General features: G+C 70.3%; 15 protein-coding genes. 7 read left to right on the forward strand and 8 right to left on the reverse strand.

Going from position 1 to position 16,699, the window contains the following annotated elements; all coding sequences use genetic code 11:
* Positions 1-26: 26 nt before the first annotated feature.
* Positions 27-941: a LysR family transcriptional regulator gene (locus TSO221_RS24390; RefSeq protein ID WP_109121161.1), complete on the reverse strand. Its 915-nt coding sequence runs from the start codon at positions 939-941 to the stop codon at positions 27-29.
* Positions 942-1,042: 101 nt separating this feature from the next.
* Here TSO221_RS24390 and TSO221_RS24395 point away from each other — a divergent pair, with 101 nt between their 5' ends.
* The gene (locus TSO221_RS24395) at positions 1,043-1,921 is read left to right on the forward strand and encodes an NmrA family NAD(P)-binding protein (RefSeq protein ID WP_158284199.1); all 879 of its coding nucleotides are present in this window, start codon (positions 1,043-1,045) and stop codon (positions 1,919-1,921) included.
* 119 nt (positions 1,922-2,040) lie between these two features.
* Here TSO221_RS24395 and TSO221_RS36875 read toward each other — a convergent pair whose 3' ends face one another.
* From TSO221_RS36875 to fabI, 5 genes are all read right to left on the reverse strand, one after another.
* Positions 2,041-3,114 carry an ABC transporter ATP-binding protein gene (locus TSO221_RS36875; RefSeq protein ID WP_282187823.1) on the reverse strand — a complete coding sequence of 358 codons (1,074 nt, stop codon included), beginning with the start codon at positions 3,112-3,114 and terminating at the stop codon, positions 2,041-2,043.
* 67 nt (positions 3,115-3,181) lie between these two features.
* Positions 3,182-4,201: a Fe(3+) ABC transporter substrate-binding protein gene (locus TSO221_RS24405; protein ID WP_109121118.1), complete on the reverse strand. Its 1,020-nt coding sequence runs from the start codon at positions 4,199-4,201 to the stop codon at positions 3,182-3,184.
* Positions 4,202-4,307: 106 nt separating this feature from the next.
* Positions 4,308-5,984, reverse strand: a complete 1,677-nt coding sequence (locus TSO221_RS24410) for an iron ABC transporter permease (RefSeq protein WP_109121119.1) — start codon at positions 5,982-5,984, stop codon at positions 4,308-4,310.
* A gap of 11 nt (positions 5,985-5,995) precedes the next feature.
* The gene (aroC, locus tag TSO221_RS24415) at positions 5,996-7,066 is read right to left on the reverse strand and encodes a chorismate synthase (protein WP_109121120.1); all 1,071 of its coding nucleotides are present in this window, start codon (positions 7,064-7,066) and stop codon (positions 5,996-5,998) included.
* Positions 7,067-7,237: 171 nt separating this feature from the next.
* Complete coding sequence (gene fabI, locus TSO221_RS24420; protein ID WP_109121121.1) at positions 7,238-8,089, reverse strand: enoyl-ACP reductase FabI; 852 nt, start codon at positions 8,087-8,089, stop codon at positions 7,238-7,240.
* 107 nt (positions 8,090-8,196) lie between these two features.
* Between fabI and TSO221_RS24425 the strand changes: the two genes are divergently transcribed.
* Together TSO221_RS24425 and TSO221_RS24430 are read left to right on the forward strand one after the other, a co-directional pair.
* On the forward strand, positions 8,197-9,543 hold the full coding sequence (locus TSO221_RS24425; protein WP_247878234.1) for a YihY family inner membrane protein: 1,347 nt from the start codon (positions 8,197-8,199) through the stop codon (positions 9,541-9,543).
* 83 nt (positions 9,544-9,626) lie between these two features.
* Entirely contained in the window at positions 9,627-10,184 is a 558-nt protein-coding gene (locus tag TSO221_RS24430) for a manganese efflux pump MntP family protein (protein ID WP_109121163.1), read from the forward strand.
* Between the two features lie 137 nt (positions 10,185-10,321).
* On the opposite strand, the gene TSO221_RS24435 is transcribed toward TSO221_RS24430, so the two are convergent.
* Complete coding sequence (locus TSO221_RS24435) at positions 10,322-11,269, reverse strand: J domain-containing protein (protein ID WP_109121164.1); 948 nt, start codon at positions 11,267-11,269, stop codon at positions 10,322-10,324.
* A gap of 64 nt (positions 11,270-11,333) precedes the next feature.
* Positions 11,334-11,795, reverse strand: coding sequence for an RT0821/Lpp0805 family surface protein (locus tag TSO221_RS24440; RefSeq protein WP_109121122.1), 462 nt, complete (start codon positions 11,793-11,795; stop codon positions 11,334-11,336).
* A 171-nt stretch (positions 11,796-11,966) separates the two neighbouring features.
* Here TSO221_RS24440 and pdxH point away from each other — a divergent pair, with 171 nt between their 5' ends.
* The 4 genes from pdxH (at position 11,967) to TSO221_RS24460 (ending at position 16,670) form a co-directional block, all read left to right on the forward strand.
* Positions 11,967-12,557 (forward strand): pyridoxamine 5'-phosphate oxidase, encoded by a 591-nt coding sequence (gene pdxH / locus TSO221_RS24445; RefSeq protein WP_109121123.1) that lies wholly within the window; start codon positions 11,967-11,969, stop codon positions 12,555-12,557.
* Positions 12,557-13,489, forward strand: a complete 933-nt coding sequence (locus TSO221_RS24450) for a cation diffusion facilitator family transporter (protein WP_109121124.1) — start codon at positions 12,557-12,559, stop codon at positions 13,487-13,489. Before pdxH ends, TSO221_RS24450 begins: the two co-directional genes overlap by 1 nt.
* Before the next feature lie 199 nt (positions 13,490-13,688).
* Entirely contained in the window at positions 13,689-15,080 is a 1,392-nt protein-coding gene (locus TSO221_RS24455) for a methyl-accepting chemotaxis protein (protein WP_109121125.1), read from the forward strand.
* Positions 15,081-15,305: 225 nt separating this feature from the next.
* Positions 15,306-16,670, forward strand: a complete 1,365-nt coding sequence (locus tag TSO221_RS24460; protein WP_109121126.1) for a cytochrome ubiquinol oxidase subunit I — start codon at positions 15,306-15,308, stop codon at positions 16,668-16,670.
* Positions 16,671-16,699 lie beyond the last annotated feature (29 nt).

The raw sequence follows: 16,699 nt of genomic DNA on the forward strand, positions 1-16,699 counted from the left end.
GAGTCAAAGGCGCTGAGGTCGTAGGCTTACCCCGTTGGCGTTATGGCCGAGGCCAGGGTGGCGCGCAGCCACGCGTGCTCCGGGTCGTCGTGCCGCCGCTCGTGCCACAGCTGCGTGATCGAGAAGGTGCCGAGCTCCAGCGGCGGTTCCACCACCTGCACGTCGGCCCGCCCGGCCAGCCAGTGCGCCAGCCGGCGGGGCAGGGTGAGGATCAGGTCGGTCTCGGCGACGATCAGCGGGGCGGCCAGGAAGTTCGGCACGCGCAGCGCGATCCGCCGCGTCAGGCCCAGGCGGCCCAGCGCCTCGTCCACCGCGCCGGGGCTGCGGTCGTCGCGGATGGTGATGAGGGCATGGCGCAGGCCGGCGAAGATCTGCGGCGTCAGCGGCCCGGCGAGCGCCGGGTGACCGCGGCGGGCGAGGCAGGCGAAGCCGTCGGTCATCACCGTCCGGCCGAAGAAGCCGGCCGGCACCTGCGGGAAGTTGCCGACGGCGAGGTCGAGGTCGCCGGCTTCCAGCTCGGCCAGCGTGCCGGCGCGTGGCGGCGCGAGGACGATGTCGAGGCCCGGCGCCTCGCGTTCCAGCCGGTGCAGCAGGGCGGGCAGCACCAGGAGACCCAGATAGTCCGGCATGCCGATGCGGGCGGTGCCCTGGTGGGTGGCGGGATCGAAGGCCGGCGGCTGCACGATCCGCCCGACCTCCGCCAGCACGGCGCGCAGCCGCGGCGCCAGTGCCTCGGCCCGCGGGGTGGGGACAAGGCCGGCGGAACTGCGCACCAGCAGCCGGTCGCCGAACAGCGCGCGCAGCCGGCCGAGCGCCCGGCTCATGGCGGGCTGGCTCAAGCCCACGCGTTCGGCGGCACGGGTGACGCTGCGCTCGGCCAGCAGCGCGTCGAGCGCCACCAGCAGGTTCAGGTCGATGCCGGACAAATTCACTTCACGCATGTAGCCAATATCAAGCATGCATGAGCGTAATGCCAGTGCCGGGTTTACCGTCCTCTCCAGAACGCCGGTCGGGCCGGCGGAACACTCAAGGAGAGGGATCAATGTACGTCGTGACGGGTGTGACCGGGAATACGGGCGCGGTGGTGGCGGAGACCCTGCTGGCGCGTGGCGAGGCGGTGCGGGTGCTGGTGCGCGACGCCGGCAAGGCGGCCGTGTGGGCGGCGCGCGGCGCCGAGGTGGCGGTGGGCAACGTCAAGGACGCCGCGGCGGTGGCGCGCGCGCTGGTTGGTGCGAAGGGCGCCTACCTGCTCGATCCGCCGGACTACGGCTCGCGCGATCCGCTGGCCGACGCCGACGCGGTGGGCGGCGCCTACGCCGAGGCGATCCGCACGGCCGGGCTGCCGCACGCGGTGGTGCTGTCGTCCATCGCCGCGCACCACCCGGATGGCACCGGCATCATCGGCACGCTGCACCGGCTGGAGGGGCTGCTGCGCGGGGCCGGGGCGCCGGTGACCTTCCTGCGCGCCGCCTATTTCATGGAGAACTGGGGCAACGTGCTGGAACCGGCGCTGGGGCAGGGCGTGCTGCCGAGCTTCCTGCACCCGCTGGACAAGCCGCTGCCCATGGTGTCGGTCGCCGACATCGGCCGCACGGCGGCGGAACTGTTGATCGAGGGGCCGCGCGGCGTGCGGGTGGTGGAGCTGTCCGGGCCGGCGGAGGTCGCGCCGGTCGATGCCGCGGCGGTGATCGGCGCGGCGGCCGGGCGGTCCGTGCAGGCGGTGGCGGTGCCGCGCGGGGAGTGGGCGCCGACGCTCGCCGGGGTGGGGTTCCCGCCGGAGGTGGTGGCGCTGTTCGTCGGCATGTACGACGGCATCAACAACGGCCGCGTGGCGTGGGAAGGGCAGGAGGCCCGGCGCGGGACGGTGACGCTGGGCGAGGCGCTGCGGCGACTGGTGGAGGGGAGGAAGGTCGCGGCGTAGTGGCCGCGGCTTACCCCCACCCAACCCTCCCCCGCCGGGCGGGGGAGGGCTTTGGGGGCAGGGCAGCGGCAGTTCCCTCCCCCGCTCAGCGGGGGAGGGTTAGGGTGGGGGCGAGTGCTTTATGCCCCCGCCCGAAACAGCATCAGCCGCCGCGGATCCACCGCCGCGGTCACCTCGTCCCCGGCCCGCATCGGCACGTAGCCCGGCAGCCGCGCGTGGATCTCCACGCCTTCGGGCACGCCCGCCGCCGGCAGGCTCAGGCACACCCGCGTCGTCGAGCCGAGGAAGCTCGTCCGCCGCACCTTCGCGGCGATCCCGTCCGGCCGGCTGCCGGGCGGCAGGACGGCGACGTCCTCGACCCGGCAGGCCACCTCCAGCGCGTCGGCCGTGGCGTCCGCCGGCACCGGGAAACGGCCGAGCGGCGTGTCCAGGTGCCCGTCCACCACGCGGGCGGAGAAGCGGTTCAGCTCGCCGAACAGCTGCGCCACGAAGCTGTTGGCCGGGTTGTGGTACAGCGCCAGGGGGGTGTCGGCCTGGACGATGCGGCCGTCGGTCATCACCACGACGCGGCTGCCGATCTCCATGGCCTCCTCGGGGTCGTGGGTGACGACCAGGGTGGCGATGCCGGTGGCGCGGATGATCTGCACCACCTCCTCGCGCACCGAGCGGCGCATCTGCTCGTCCAGCGCCGAGAACGGCTCGTCGAGCAGCAGCACGTCCGGCTCGCGCGACATGGCGCGGGCCAGCGCCACGCGCTGCTGCTGGCCGCCGGACAGCGTGTGCGGGTAGGCGTCGGCGTAGCGGGTCAGAGCCACCAGCTCCAGCAGCTCGGCGACGCGGGCCTCGCGTTCGGCGCGCGGGCGGTGGCGCAGGCCGAAGGCGACGTTGCCGGACACGGTCAGGTGTGGGAACAGCGCGAAGTCCTGGAACATCAGGCCGACCGGCCGGCGCTCCGGCGGCAGCGAGCGGCCGGGCACCGCCACCGGCACCCCGCCGATGCTGATGGAGCCGGTCTGCAGCGTCTCCAGCCCGCTGATCAGGCGCAGCAGGGTGGACTTGCCGCAGCCTGAGGGGCCGACGATGCAGGTCACCTCGTGCGGCGAAACGGTCAAGGACACGCCGTTGAGAGCGGCGTGTCCCGGGTAGCGGTGGCTGACGTCGACGATCTCGATGGTCGATGACGGCGGCTTCAAGGCATCCCCCAAACGCGGCCCCAGAAAGCGGAAAACCGCGGACCCGAGGGCCCGCGGCGGTCTTCTATTACTTCCACCCGGCGCGGTCCATGATCCGCAGCGCCTGGTCGTTGTGATCGAGGTAGGACGCGGCGTTCAGCGGGTCCTGCTTGAAGGCCCCCAGCGCCGCCAGCGCCGGGTGCGGCTGCACCGCCGGGTTGACCGGGAACTCCATGTTGCTGTCGGCGAAGGCGCGCTGCGCCTCGGGCGAGGCCATGAACTCCAGCAGCTTGACGGCGTCGGCGCGGTGCGGGGCGGTCTTGACGACGCCGGCGCCGCTGAGGTTGACGTGCGTGCCGCGGTTGCCCTGGTTCGGGAAGATGGCGCCGACCTTCTTCGCCACCTCCTGCTCGTCCGGCTTCGACGAGGTCAGCAGCTTGCCGAGGTAGTAGGAGTTGGAGAGCGCCACGTCGCCCTCGCCGGCGGCCACCGCCTTGATCTGGTCGGTGTCGCCGCCCTTCGGCGCGCGGGCGAAGTTGGCGACCAGGCCCTTGGCCCACTCCTCGGTCTTGGCCTCGCCGTTGGCGGCGACCATCGAGGCGGTCAGGGCGAGGTTGTACGGGTGGGTGCCGCTGCGGGTCAGCACGCGGCCCTTCCACACCGGCTTGGCGAGGTCCTCGTAGTCCTTGATGTCCTCGGGCTTCACGCGGTCCTTGGCGTAGACGATGACGCGCGCGCGCATCGACAGGCCGTACCACGTGCCGTCGGCGCCGCGCAGGTTGGGCGGGACCACCTTGTCGAGGAACTCGGACTTGGCCGGGGCGAGCAGCCCCTCGCGGGCGGCCAGCGCGAGGCGGCCGGCGTCCACGGTGATGAAGAGGTCGGCCGGGCTGCTGGCGCCCTCGGCCTTGAGGCGCTGGATCAGCTCGTCGTGGTTGCCCTCGATGACGTTGACCTTGATCCCGGTCTTCGCGGTGAAGGCCTCGTAGATCGCCTTGTCGGTGTTGTAGTGGCGCGAGTTGTAGATGTTCACTTCCTGGGCCTGCGCCCCGGCGCACACACCGATGCCGGCCAGAAGCGCCAGCGCACCAATCTTTGAACGAAGCATTCTCCGACCTCTGCAATTGCAAATCATTATCACTTGTTTAGTGATAGCAGGTCGGGCGGGGAGTGTCGAGAGTGGTCTTGGCGATGCGGCGGGGCGTCGCACGGGATTATTGGCGATGCCCCGGCCTGGAGGAATTCAGCGACCGGCTCAGCAGGATCACCGGCAGCAGGCCGACCAGCACGATGATCAGCGCCGGCAGGGCGGCGGCGTCCAGGCGCTCGGTGGAGGCCATGCGGAAGGCTTCGACGGCCAGGGTGTCGAAGTTGAAGGGCCGCAGGATCATCGTCGCCGGCAGTTCCTTCATGATGTCGACGAACACCAGCAGCGCGGCGCTGAGGATGCTGGCGCGCAGCAGCGGCACCTGCACCAGGAACAGCACCTGCACCGGCCCGCTGCCCAGCGAGCGCGCCGCCCCCTCGATGTTCGGGCTGACCTTGGCGAACCCCGATTCGAGCGGCCCGTAGGCGACCTGGAAGAAGCGGATCAGGTAGCCGTAGAGGATGCCGAACACCGTGGCGCCCAGCAGCGCGCCGGTCGGCAGGTCGAACCATGCGCCCACGGCGCCGATGCAGATCAGGATGCCCACGGCGATCACCGTGCCCGGCGTGGCGTAGCCCAGCGTGGCGACGCGCGCGGCGACGGCGGCCAGCCGGCTGCGCTCGCTGCGCACGCCGTGGATCACCGCCAGCCCGACCGCCACCACCACCACCGCGCCCGACGCCGCCAGCATGAAGCTGTTCAGCGCCGGCTTGGCGATGGCGGTGTCCCACGCCTCGTCGCCGCCCAGCCAGATCAGCCGCAGCAGGATGGCCGCCGGCAGCACGAAGCCGAAGAACACCGGCGCGCCGCACACCAGCCACGCCAGCGCCGTGCGCGCCGGCCCAAGGCGGACGGTGGGCAGCGCCCGGTACTTGTTGGTGGTCTGGTGGAAGCGCATGCGCCCGCGGCTGACCCGCTCCAGCGCCACCACCAGCACGACGAACAGCAGCAGGAGCGAGGCCAGCTGCGCCGCCGCCACCGGGCTGGCCAGCGCGAACCACGTGCGGTAGATGCCCACCGTGAAGGTGTCGATGCCGAAGTACTTCACCGCGCCGAAGTCGGCCAGCGTCTCCATCAGCGCGTAGCCGACCCCCGCCGCCAGCGCCGGCCGGGCCAGCGGCAGGGCGACGCGCCAGAAGGTGCCGAACGGCGTGGCGCCCAGCGTGCGGCTGACCTCCAGCACGCAGGCCGACTGCTCCAGGAACGCCGAGCGGGCGAGCACGTACACGTACGGGTACAGCACCGCCGACAGCACGAACGCCGCGCCGCCCAGCGAATGGATCTCCGGGAACCAGTAGTCCGCCTTGCGCCAGCCGAAGGCGGCGCGCAGCGCCGTCTGCAGCGGGCCGGTGAACTGGAAGAAGTCGGTGTAGGTGTACGCCAGCACGTACGCCGGCATCGCCAGCGGCAGCAGCAGGGCCCATTGCAGCACCGACCGGCCGCGGAACTCGTGCATGGTGACCGCCCAGGCGCAGGCGACGCCGGTGACCAGCGTCATCAGCGCCACCAGCACCAGCAGGGCCAGCGTGTTGACCACGTAGTCGGGCAGCACGGTGGAGGCGAGGTGGGCCCACAGCCCGCCGCTCGACCCGGTCAGCGCCTGCGAGAACACCGCCGCGATGGGCGCGGCGATCACCGTCGCGAGGCCGACCGACACCAGCGTGCCCCAGCCGGTGCCTGCGACAATGCGTCTTACTCGCAATCCGAGGCCGAAACCGTCCCGCCTGTTGCCGGCGACCGACATGGAAGCGCTCCTTACCGCGCGTACGCCTTCCAGCGCAGCCAGTGGTCGGCCAGAACGCAGGCCATCATCGCCTCGCCCACGGGCACGGCGCGGATGCCGACGCAGGGGTCGTGGCGGCCCTTGGTGATCAGCTCGGTGTCGTGGCCGTCCAGGTCCACGGTCTGGCGCGGCACCAGGATCGAGCTGGTCGGCTTCACCGCGAAGCGCACCACCACGTCCTGGCCCGTGGAGATGCCGCCGAGGACGCCGCCGGCGTTGTTGGACAGGAAGCGCGGCGCGCCTTCGTTGCCGTGGCGCATCTCGTCGGCGTTCTCCTCGCCGGTCAGCGTCGCCGCCTCGAAGCCGTTGCCGATCTCCACGCCCTTGACCGCGTTGATGGTCATCATCGCGGCGGCGAGGTCGCTGTCGAGCTTGTCGTAGAGCGGTTCGCCCAGCCCGGCCGGCACGCCGGAGGCCACCACCTCGACCACCGCGCCGATGGAGGAGCCGGCCTTGCGGATGCCGTCCAGATAGTCGGCCCACAGCGCGGCGGTCTGCGCGTCCGGGCAGAAGAACGGGTTGTTGCCGACCTCCGCCCAGTCCCAGCGCGACCGGTCCACCTTGTGCGGGCCGATCTGCACCAGCGCGCCGCGGATCGAGACGCCGGACACCACCTTGCGCGCCACCGCGCCGGCCGCGACGCGGCACGCCGTCTCGCGCGCCGAGGAACGGCCGCCGCCGCGATAGTCGCGGATGCCGTACTTGGCCTGGTAGGCGTAATCGGCGTGGCCGGGGCGGAACTTGCGCGCGATCTCGCCGTAGTCCTTGGAGCGCTGGTCGGTGTTCTCGATCATCAGCGAGACCGGCGTGCCGGTGGTCCTGCCCTCGAACACGCCGGAGAGGATCTTCACCTGATCCGGCTCCTGCCGTTGGGTGGTGTACTTGGACTGGCCGGGGCGGCGCTTGTCCAGCCAGGGCTGGATGTCGGCCTCCGTCAGGTCGAGCAGCGACGGGCAGCCATCCACCACCACGCCGATCGCCGGCCCGTGACTCTCGCCCCAGGTGGTGAAACGGAACTGCTTGCCGAAGCTGTTGCCGGCCATCGGAGAACCCTCACACGCAATCCATCGCTCTCCCCCACCGTCATCCCCGCGAAGGCGGGGATCCATAACTTCCGGTGAAGGAGCGCGGCGCGAAGCCTGGATCCCCGCCTTCGCGGGGATGACGGGTGGGGGAGGCGGTTGCCATCCCCACGCCCGCCGTAACCGCCGGTGCTACTCGGCCTTCGCCGCGGTGCCGCTCAGCCCGTTCAGCAGCTGGCCGACGGCCGCCGCCTCGTCCACGGCGACCATGCCGACGACGTGGTAGCCGCTGTCCACGTGCATCACCTCGCCGGTGACGCCGGCGCCCAGGTCGCTCAGCAGGAACAGGCCGGCGCCGCCGACCTCCTGGATGGTGACGTTGCGCTTCAGCGGCGCGTTCAGCTCGTTCCACTTGAGGATGTAGCGGAAGTCGCCGATGCCGCTGGCGGCCAGCGTCTTGATCGGGCCGGCGGAAATCGCGTTGACGCGGATGTTCCGGGCTCCCAGATCCACCGCGAGATAGCGTACGCTGGCCTCCAGGGCGGCCTTCGCCACGCCCATCACGTTGTAGTGCGGCATGACGCGCTCGGCGCCGTAGTAGGACAGCGTCAGCAGGCTGCCGCCGTCCGTCATCAGCGGCACGGCGCGCTGCGCCACCGCGGTGAAGGAGTAGGCGGAGATGTCCATCGTGCGGAGGAAGTTGCCGCGCGTGGTGTTGAGGTAGAGGCCGTCCAACTCGTTCTTGTCGGAAAACGCGATCGCATGCACCACGAAGTCGAGCTTGCCCCACTCCTTCTCGATCGCGGCGAAGGTCGCGTCGATGCTGGCCTCGTCGCTGACGTCGCAGGGCAGCACCAGCTTGGCGCCCACCGAATCGGCCAGCGGCTTGACGCGCTTCAGCAGCGCCTCGCCCTGGTAGGTGAAGGCAAGCTCCGCCCCCTGCTCGGAAAGCGCCGTGGCGATGCCCCAGGCGATCGAGCGGTCGTTGGCGACGCCCATGATCAGGCCGCGCTTGCCCGCCATGAGCGGCTTCGGGTTGGACATCCGGACCTCGTGACTAATATGGCCGATTTGAACGGCGGTTCAGGTATTTCGCGGCGCATCCTACACGAAAGACACGCCGGGTCAAACCGGCCGGGGGAGGACGTCCTATGACGGAGCCGGCCGCGGCCAAGCCCTTCGTGGAGCGCCGGCGCAAGCCCAGGGTCGTGCGCATGGTGCGGGAGCTGTTCGGCTTCCTCGGCCACGCGGCGATGCGCTACTACAACGACAACTGCTTCCAGACGGCGGCGTCACTGACCTACACGACGCTGCTCGCCATCGTGCCGATCATGACCATCGGCTTCGCCATCTTCTCGGCGTTCCCGGCCTTCGCCGAGCTGCAGAAGCGCATGCAGGAGCTGATCTTCCGCAACATGGTGCCGCAGATCGGCGACGCCATCCTGGAGTATCTCGGGCACTTCATGGCCAACGCCGGGCAGATGCCGATCTTCGGCGTCATCGGTCTGGCGGTCTCCGCGGTGCTGCTGATCTGGACCATCGAGGGCTCGTTCGCGTCCATCTGGCGGGTGAGGGAGCCGCGCTCGATGGTCACGCGCATCCTCTCCTTCTGGGCCGTGGTGTCGCTGACCCCGCTGTTCGCCGGCGCCAGCCTGACGCTGTCCAGCCAGCTGTGGAACGCGCTGCGCATGGTCCACCTGGAGGAGCTGGCCGCCCCCGCCGCCGGGTTCAGCGGGCTGCTGCCGCTGCTGCTGCAATGGATCGGCTGCTCGCTGCTCTACCTCATCATCCCGAACCGCGCGGTGCTGTGGATGGACGCGGTGGGCGGCGGCGCGGTGGGCTCGCTGCTGCTGGAGGCGTCGAAGGCCGGCTTCGCCTGGTACATGCTGGAGTTCCCGGCCTACCAGACCATCTACGGCGCGCTGGCGACGGTGCCGATCTTCCTGTTCTGGCTGTACGTGGCGTGGTCCACCGTGCTGTTCGGCGCGGTCATCACCGCCGGGCTGCCGGAATGGCGCGCCGGCAAGATCACCCGCGGCGGGCCGGAGGGGCTGCTGCCCGGCCAGCGCTTGGCGCTGGCGCTGGCGGTGCTGCACGAGCTGATGGACGCCAACCGCCTGGGCGTCGGCATGCGGCGGCGCACGCTGGTGCAGCGGGTGCCGGTGGGCGCGGTGCTGATCGACGGCATCCTCGAGCAGCTGCGCGACGCCCACTGGGTGGCGCACACCACGCGCGACGCCTGGGTGGTGACCCGCGACCTGACCGAGGCGACGCTGTTCGACTTGATGAAGGCGCTGGGCATCGGCCTGCGTGGCCCGGTGCGCAACATCGGCGGCCTGGAGCTGCCCTGGCAGGAGCGCACTGCCCAGCTGCTCGACGCCGCCGAGACCGCGCAGCAGGAGATCCTCGGCGTGCCGCTGAAGACGCTGCTGTCCGACCAAGAGCCCGGCGGCAGCGGCGCGGTGCCGCTGAGCGCGCGGCGGCGCTCCTCGTCGTGACCGGTCACGGGGATAACATTTGAACAGCTGTTCATAGTCTGATAGCCATGGCCGCGTCCCTACCCCTTTCGCGCGCCGGGTTCATGAGCTACGCCACCGCCCTGATCCTCGCCTTCAGCCTGTCCATGGACTCCTTTGCCGCCGCGCTCGGCACCGGCGCGGTGCTGCGCCGTCCCGGCGTGGGCGAGGCGCTGCGCGTCGGCGCGATGTTCGGCGGGGTGCAACTGGCGACCCCGCTGATCGGCTTCGCGCTCGGCCTGACCTTCGCCGCGTACGTCGAGGCGGTGGACCACTGGATCGCCTTCCTGCTGCTACTCGGCGTCGGCGGCAAGATGCTGTGGGAGAGCTTTTCCGACGCGGAGGACGACTCGCCGAACGGCCGGCTGGCGCTGGGCCAGCTGTTCCTGATGGCGGTGGCGACCTCCATCGACGCCGCCGCGGTGGGCGTGTCGCTGGCGGTGGTGGACGTGGACATCGTCGGCACCTGCCTGCTGATCGGCCTGGTGACCTTCGGCATGGCCTCGGGCGGCGTCCTGATGGGCCGCGCGGCGGGGCCGCTGTTCGGCAAGCGGGCGGAGCTGGTCGGCGGCCTGGGGCTGATCGCGATCGGCGTGAAGATCCTGGTCGAGCACACGATGTGATACGGCCGGCGCCTGAAGGCGTCGTCCGCATCACCCTATCGATCAATGCTATCGCATTGATCTGTCGGGTTTGGCCGGCGGCGCTCACTGGCAGTGATCATGCGCCGCCGGTATGAGGGGGGGCGCCTTGCGGCGCCCTATTCCAGCCCCGCCTTCCTGCGCACGTCGTAGCTGCGCGTCTTCGACCACTTTTCCATGAACTGGACCAGTTCGGCGTCCGGCGGGTCGGGCAGGACGACCTTCAGCTTGACGTACTGGTCGCCGGCCGCCTTGGTCTTCTGGCTGACCACGCCCTTGCCGCGCAGGCGCAGCGTGGAGCCGGTGTTGGACCCCGGCGGCACCTTCACCGCCACCGGGCCGCTCACCGTCGGCACGCGGATGGTGGCGCCGAGCACCGCCTCGTTCAGGGTGATCGGCACCTCGACGTGGATGTCGCCGTCCTGGCGGGTGAAGTGCGGGTGCGGCTCGACGTGCACCTCGACGATGGCGTCGCCGGCCGGCGCCCCGCCCAGGCCGTTCAGGCCCTGGCCCTTCAGGCGCAGCTTCTGCTCGTTCTCGGTGCCGGGCGGGATGGCGACGTCGATGCTCTTGCCGTTCGACAGGCTGATGCGCCGCTTGGTACCGTTGGCGGCCTCCAGGAACGGCACGGTGACCGAGTACGCGATGTCGGTGCCGCGCGCCTTGGCGCCGCCCGAGGCCCCGGCCCCGGCGCCCGGCCGCTTGCGTCCGCCGAACAGGTCGGAGAACCAGTCGTCGCCCCAGGCGCCGGCACCCTCGTCCGCCGCGCCGGCCCCGCCGCCCGGCGCGTGGGCGCGCGAGCGGGCGCCGTGCGCGGAGCGGCCGCCGAAACCGGCGTGCCGCTCGTTGCCGGACGCGTCCACCTCGCCGCGGTCGTACCGGGCGCGCTTCACGGGATCGGACAGCAGCGCGTAGGCCGCCGAGATCTCCTTGAAGCGCTCCTCGTTGCCGGGATGTCCCGGCTTGAGGTCGGGGTGGTGCTGCTTGGCGAGCCTGCGATACGCCTTCTTGATGTCGTCGGCGCTGTCGCCTTTGGTCACGCCGAGGACGGTGTAGGGATCGCGAATCTGGGCCACGAGCAGACTGTTCCTTTACCCCGGCCGGGGCCTTGAATGCCGATCGGCTGGCCGATCAGCTGTTGGTGACGATCTTCCACGCACCGTCCGCCTGCTTGCAAGCGGTTCCGTAGATCAGCTCCGTCTGGTTGGCGACGGTGACCGTCTGCTGGTACTCCCGGCAGTAGGTGCCGGCGGAGTTGTAGCCCTCGCGGGTGCTGGTGATGGTGCCGGAGTTGCCGGTCTGCGGGTTGTTCCAGAAGATGCGCTCGCCGACCGGGGCGGCGTAGGCGCGCTTCGCGGCGGCCTCGGCCTGCGGCAGGTCGGCCTGCTCGATCTTCGCCTCCTTGCCGATGAAGGCGCCCAGCATGGTGGCGGTGCCGCTCTGCGCCAGCTTCTGGTTGGCGGAGGCGCCGTACTGCGAGTTGATCACACCCCCGAAGGTGTTGGCGGGATTGCTCGCGGTCTCCTTGGTGGTGGACTGGCAGCCGGCCAGCAGGGCCGCGGCCGCGAGCACGGGGATGAACGTCTTGAACATGGTGCCTGCCTCGAACTGTTGCCTGCGTCGCTTTTTCATGGGCGCCATCCGCAATTGGAGCGCCCCCGTCCCGACGGACAGTGATATATGCGAACGCACGCTATCTGTGAATTGCGACGACGCTGTGATCAAGCGTCTTGCATCGGAGAGCGCCGAAAGGCTGGGCGGGAGATGAGCGACGTGACCGATCAGGACCCCTACGCGCTGTTCGCCGCGTGGATGGAGGAGGCCACCCGCGGCGAGCCGAACGACCCCAACGCCATGGCGCTGGCCACCGCCGACGCCGAGGGCCGGCCGTCGGTGCGCATGGTGCTGCTGAAGGGCATCGATGCCCGCGGCTTCGTCTTCTACACCAACACGGAAAGCCGCAAGGGCGAGCAGTTGACGGCCAACGCCAACGCGGCGCTGTGCTTCCATTGGAAGTCGCTGCGCCGGCAGGTGCGGGTCGAGGGCGCGGTCGAGCGGGTCACCGACGCCGAGGCCGACGCCTATTTCGACAGCCGTGCGCGCGACAGCCGCATCGGCGCCTGGGCGTCCCGCCAGTCGCGCCCGATGGAGGGGCGCTGGGAGCTGGAGAAGCGCGTCGCCCAGTACGCGGCCAAGTTCGGCTTGGGGGCCGTGCCGCGGCCGGAGCACTGGACCGGCTTCCGCGTGCTGCCGGCGCGCATCGAGTTCTGGACCGACAAGCCGTTCCGCCTGCACGAGCGCATCGAGTACCTGCGCGCCGGCGACGGCTGGACGACGCAGCGGCTGTTCCCGTGATGACCGCCGTCGACGATGGGGGCGAGGACAAGGCCGCGCGGCTGCGCCGCTGGGCGACCTACGCCAGCGTCGCCATGGCGTCGACGCTGATCGTCGCCAAGCTGGCCGCCTATCTGCTGACCGAATCGGTGAGCATCCTGTCCTCGCTCATCGACTCCTCGACCGACCTGATGGCGTCGGTGGTGACGCTGCTCGGCGTCCGGCACGCGCTGCGCCCGGCCGACACCGCCCACCGTTTCGGCCACGGCAAGGCGGAGGGGCTGGCGGCGCTGGCGCAGGCGGCGTTCATCGGCGGCTCGGCGGCGTTCCTGCTGATCGAGGCGGTGCGCCGGCTGATCTCCCCCGCGCCGGTGGGCGAGACCGCAATCGGCGTCGCCGTCATGCTGCTGTCCATGATGCTGACCGCGGCGCTGGTCACCTTCCAGCGCTACGTGGTGCGGCACACCGGTTCGGTTGCCATCGGGGCGGACCGGCTGCACTACGCCGGTGATCTGCTGATGAACGCGGCGGTGATCACCGCGCTGCTGCTCAACCGCTGGACCGGGGTCGGCGCGGTCGACCCGCTGTTCGGCATCGGCATCGCCGGCTTCCTGGTGTACGGCGCCCTGGGCATCGCACGCGACGCGCTTGCCGTGCTGATGGACCGCGAGCTGCCGGAGGACGAGCGCGCGCGCATCGCCGACCTGGTGCGCTCGCACGAGCCGGTGCGCGGCATGCACGACCTGCGCACCCGCAGCTCCGGCACCGGCGTGTTCATCGAGTTGCACCTTGAACTGGATCCTCACCTCGATCTCGTGCGGGCGCACGACATCACGGACGCGGTCGAGCGGACGCTGCGCGCCGCCTTCGCCAACGCCGAGGTGCTGATCCACCAGGAGCCCGCCGGGTTGAACGATGAACGCCTAGACAACCGGATCGCGGCGGACCGGTAATTCAACCCCGACCATAGTCCAATACGGCCGTTTTTGGGCCGGAGCGGTGGAAGCCTGTAAAATCCTTGTTATACGAGGATTTGGAGAGGTTTCCGGCTGTCCGCCGTTGTTGCGGATTCGCAAGATTTTCGCAATAATCCGTCCCGGGAAGAAGCGCTTCAAAGCAGCTACAACAAAAACCCCAGTTACGGCGGACGCAATGGACAGCACCCTCGGCAACCGCTCGTTTCTGATCGCGGACATCGCGGCGGAAGCGGGCACGTTGGGCATTGAAATCGCCGATGTGGCCGGACATGTCGACGATGTCGCGGGCCGCATCGCCAAACAGGCCGAAGTTTTCGCGCAGCTTCGCGATACCGGCGCCAAGATGACCTCCAGCACCCGCAACATCTCCGCCGCCTCCTCGGTGGCGCGGACGGTGACCGAGCGGGCGCGCCAGGAGGTCGAGACGTCGCACGACCGCGTGCAGCAGTCGCTCGGCGACATCCACGGCCTCGTCGCCGCGGTTGCCGGCATGGAGAGCCAGATCGCCGGCCTGCGCGAGGCGCTGGAGCGCGTCGGCAAGGTCGCCAAGGAGATCTACGCCATCGCCAAGCAGACCAACCTGCTGGCGCTCAACGCCACCATCGAGGCGGCGCGGGCGGGCGAGGCGGGCCGCGGCTTCGCCGTGGTGGCGGGCGAGGTGAAGGCGCTGTCCACCAAGACCTCGGAAGCGACGTCCGAGATCGACGCCACGCTGAAATACCTGAACGAGCAGGCGCAGCGCCTGATGACCGAAAGCTCGGCCAGCGCCGCCAAGGCGCGCGCGGTCAGCGAGGGCACCACCGCCATCGGCGGCGTCATCGACACCGTCGGCCGCGCCATGGCGGAGCTGACCGGCGAGACCGACAAGATTGACGCCGCGGCGGCCGAGATCGGCACCAACTGCACCGACCTGGAGCACGAGATCGCCGACCTCGCGGTGGGCGTGCAGCTGTCCAACGAGAACCTCGCGCAGGCCCGCGACCGCATCAACACCCTGCTGGGCATGAGCGAGCGCCTGATCGGCATCACCGCCGAGCTGGATGTGGAGACGGTGGACACGCCGTTCATCCGCCTCGCCCGCGGCACCGCCGACAAGATCTCCGCCGCGTTCGAGGACGCGGTGGCGAAGGGCGAGATCTCAGAATCCGACATCTTCGACCAGAACTACCAGACGGTTCCCGGCAGCAACCCGCAGCAGATGATGGCGCGCTGCACCACCTTCTGCGATCGCGTGCTGCCGAACCTGCAGGAGGCGGTGCTGGGCGAGAACCCGCGCATCGTCTTCTGCGTGGCGATCGACACCAACGGCTACCTGCCGACCCACAACCGGAAATTCAGCCAGCCGCAGGGCAAGGACCCGGTGTGGAACGCCGCCAACTGCCGCAACCGCCGCATCTTCAACGACCGCGTCGGCCTGGCGGCGGGGCGCAACATGAAGCCGTTCCTGCTGCAGACCTACCGCCGCGACATGGGCGGCGGCAACTTCGTCCTGATGAAGGACGTCTCCGCCCCGATCATGATCCGCGGCCGCCACTGGGGCGGGTTGAGGTTGGCGTACAAGGTGTAAGGCGGCGGGGTGCCAACCCTCTCCCGTCCCGGGAGAGGGTGGCCGCCGCAGGCGGCCGGGTGAGGGTAAACTCAAGGATCCTTGCAGGCACCCTCACCCTCCCGCCCTACGGGCGGGCCCCACCCTCTCCCGGGGCGGGAGAGGGGTAGGTCTTCCGTTTCCCGAAACAGTAACGCCTCCGCTGCGTTCACCGCAGGGGCGTTGCTGCGTCGCGGGAGAGGGTTCATGGACCTGGATGTGCTGCTGCTGAGCCGGCTGCAATTCGCCTTCACCATCGGCTTCCACATCCTGTTTCCCGCGCTCACCATCGGGCTCGGCCTGTTCCTGGTGGTGCTGGAGGCGCAGTGGTTCTTCCGCCGGGACGAGCTGGCCTACCGCCTGCTGCGCTTCTGGGCCGGGATCTTCGCGCTGGCCTTCGGCGTCGGCGTGGTTTCCGGGCTGGTGCTGTCCTACCAGCTCGGCACCAACTGGAGCCGGTTCTCCACCTTCACCGGCAACCTGCTGGGGCCGATCATCAGCTACGAGGTGCTGACCGCCTTCTTCCTGGAGGCCGGTTTCCTCGGCATCCTGCTGTTCGGCTGGCACCGGGTGAGCCCTCGCGTGCACTTCTTCGCCACCGGCATGGTGGCGCTGGGCACCATCATCTCCGCCTTTTGGATCCTCGCCGGAAATTCCTGGATGCAGACGCCGGCCGGCTTCGCCGTCGAGAACGGGCGGGTGGTCGCCACAGACTGGTGGGCGGCGGTGTTCAACCCGTCCTTCCCCTACCGTTTCGCGCACATGGTGGTGGCCTGCCTGCTGAGCACCTCGCTGGTGGTCGGCGGGATCGCGGCATGGTACCTGCTGAAGGGCGTGCACGAGGAGTTCGCCCGGCGCGCCTTCTCGCTGGCGCTGTGGATGGCGCTGCTGGCCGCGCCGGCGCAGGTGGTCATCGGTGACCTACACGGCCTCAACACGCTGCAGCACCAGCCGGTGAAGGTCGCCGCCATGGAGGCGCTGTGGGAGACCGGGGCGCCGGCCCCCTTCGTGGTCTTCGCCATCCCCGACCAGCAGGCCGAGCGCAACCACGCCGAGTTTTCCATCCCCCATCTCGGCAGTCTGATCCTCACCCACTCGCTGGACGGCGCGGTGAAGGGGCTGAAGGAGGTGCCGCCGCGGGACCGGCCGCCGGTCGCCATCGTCTTCTTCGCGTTCCGGCTGATGGTCGCCCTAGGCATGCTGTTCGTGCTGGTGGCGGCGCTCGGCCTGTGGCTGCGCATGCGCGGCGGGCTGTACCGGGCGCGCTGGTTCCAGCGGCTGTGCGTGGCGGTGTCGCCGCTGGGCTTCGTGGCGCTGCTGGCCGGCTGGACGGTGACCGAGGTCGGGCGGCAGCCCTGGGTGGTCTACGGGCTGCAGCGCACGGCGGACGGCGTGTCGCTGCTGCCGGCCGGGTCGGTGGCGGCGACGCTGGCGCTGTTCCTGCTGGCCTACACGGTGCTGATGACCGCCTTCCTGATCTTCTTCTTCCGCATGGTGCGGCGCGGGCCGGACTACGTCGCCGAGCCGCCGCACTTCCAGGACAAGGCCCGCACGCTCTACGGCCGGGCGTGAGCGGGCCAGACGTGAACGGGGAGGGGAGC

This window comes from Azospirillum sp. TSO22-1, assembly GCF_003116015.1.
Lineage (GTDB): Bacteria > Pseudomonadota > Alphaproteobacteria > Azospirillales > Azospirillaceae > Azospirillum.